Origin of the sequence: Streptomyces sp. NPDC055955 (assembly GCF_042270245.1) — a bacterium.
Lineage (GTDB): Bacteria > Actinomycetota > Actinomycetes > Streptomycetales > Streptomycetaceae > Streptomyces.
In genome coordinates this window covers 1-1,676 of record NZ_JBHJYS010000056.1, presented here as the reverse complement: position 1 = coordinate 1,676, position 1,676 = coordinate 1, and the positions used below count along the sequence as shown (strand labels likewise).

The following is a 1,676-nucleotide window of genomic DNA, read 5'->3' as shown; positions in this document are numbered from 1 at the left end:
ATCGACATCCACACGACCGCGGGAAAGCTCGCGGATCTGCAGCGCCGGATCGAAGAGGCCACGCACGCCGGCTCCGCACGCGCGGTGGAGAAGCAGCACGCGAAGGGCAAACTGACGGCCCGTGAGCGCATCGAACTGCTCCTGGACGACAGCTCGTTCGTGGAACTCGACGAATTCGCCCGCCACCGCTCCACCGCGTTCGGCCTGGACGAGAACAAGCCCTACGGCGACGGAGTGGTCACCGGCTACGGCACCGTCGAAGGACGCCCGGTAGCCGTCTTCTCCCAGGACTTCACCGTCTTCGGCGGAGCACTCGGCGAGGTCTACGGCCAGAAAATCATCAAGGTCATGGACTTCGCCCTCAAAACGGGCTGCCCCGTCATCGGCATCAACGACTCCGGCGGCGCCCGCATCCAGGAAGGCGTCATGGCCCTGGGCATGTACGGCGAGATCTTCCGCCGCAACACCCACGCCTCCGGCGTCATCCCCCAGATCAGCCTCGTGGTCGGCCCCTGCGCGGGCGGCGCCGTCTACTCCCCCGCCATCACCGACTTCACGATCATGGTCGACCAGACCTCCCACATGTTCATCACCGGCCCCGACGTCATCAAGACCGTCACCGGCGAAGACGTCGGCTTCGAAGAACTCGGCGGCGCCCGCACCCACAACACCAGCTCCGGCGTCGCCCACCACATGGCCGGCGACGAAAAAGACGCCATCGAGTACGTCAAGACCCTCCTGTCCTACCTCCCCTCGAACAACCTGTCCGAGCCGCCGGCGTTCCCCGAGGAAGCGGACCTGGCCCGCACCGCGCAGGACGACGAGCTCGACACCCTCGTCCCGGACAGCGCGAACCAGCCCTACGACATGCACACCGTGATCGAGCACGTCCTGGACGACGCCGAGTTCTTCGAGACCCAGGCGCTGTTCGCCCCGAACATCCTCACCGGCTTCGGCCGCGTCGAGGGCCGCCCGGTCGGCATCGTCGCCAACCAGCCCCTGCAGTTCGCCGGCTGCCTCGACATCGACGCCTCCGAGAAGGCCGCCCGCTTCGTGCGGACCTGCGACGCCTTCAACGTCCCCGTCCTCACCTTCGTCGACGTCCCCGGCTTCCTGCCCGGCGTCGACCAGGAACACACCGGCATCATCCGCCGCGGCGCCAAACTCATCTACGCCTACGCCGAGGCCACCGTCCCGCTGATCACGGTCATCACCCGCAAGGCGTTCGGCGGCGCCTACGACGTGATGGGCTCCAAGCACCTGGGCGCCGACCTCAACCTGGCCTGGCCCACCTCCCAGATCGCCGTCATGGGCGCCCAGGGAGCCGTCAACATCCTGCACCGCCGCACCATCGCCGCCGCCGCCGCGACCGAGCAGGAAGCCACCCGCACCCGCCTCATCCAGGAATACGAGGACACCCTCCTCAACCCCTACACCGCGGCCGAACGCGGCTACATCGACGCCGTGATCATGCCCTCCGACACCCGCGCCCACATCGTCCGGGGCCTGCGCCAGCTCCGCACCAAGCGCGAAAACCTCCCGCCCAAGAAGCACGGCAACATCCCGCTCTAGCCCCCGGACCCAGCCGCCGACAAGCCGCCCGAAAGGACCCGACCAATGATGATCAAGGTCGTACGGGGCAACCCGACCCCCGAGGAGCTGGCCGCCGCACTGGC

The 1,676-nt window shown here is 68.0% G+C and carries 2 protein-coding genes; both read left to right on the top strand.

Going from position 1 to position 1,676, the window contains the following annotated elements:
- Nucleotides 1-1,572 (top strand): acyl-CoA carboxylase subunit beta (locus ACFC96_RS46050; RefSeq protein ID WP_376618712.1); only part of this gene is annotated, 1,572 nt, incomplete at its 5' end.
- Nucleotides 1,573-1,617: 45 nt separating this feature from the next.
- Nucleotides 1,618-1,676: acyl-CoA carboxylase subunit epsilon (locus ACFC96_RS46045; RefSeq protein ID WP_376618714.1), on the top strand; the 59-nt coding region annotated here is incomplete at its 3' end.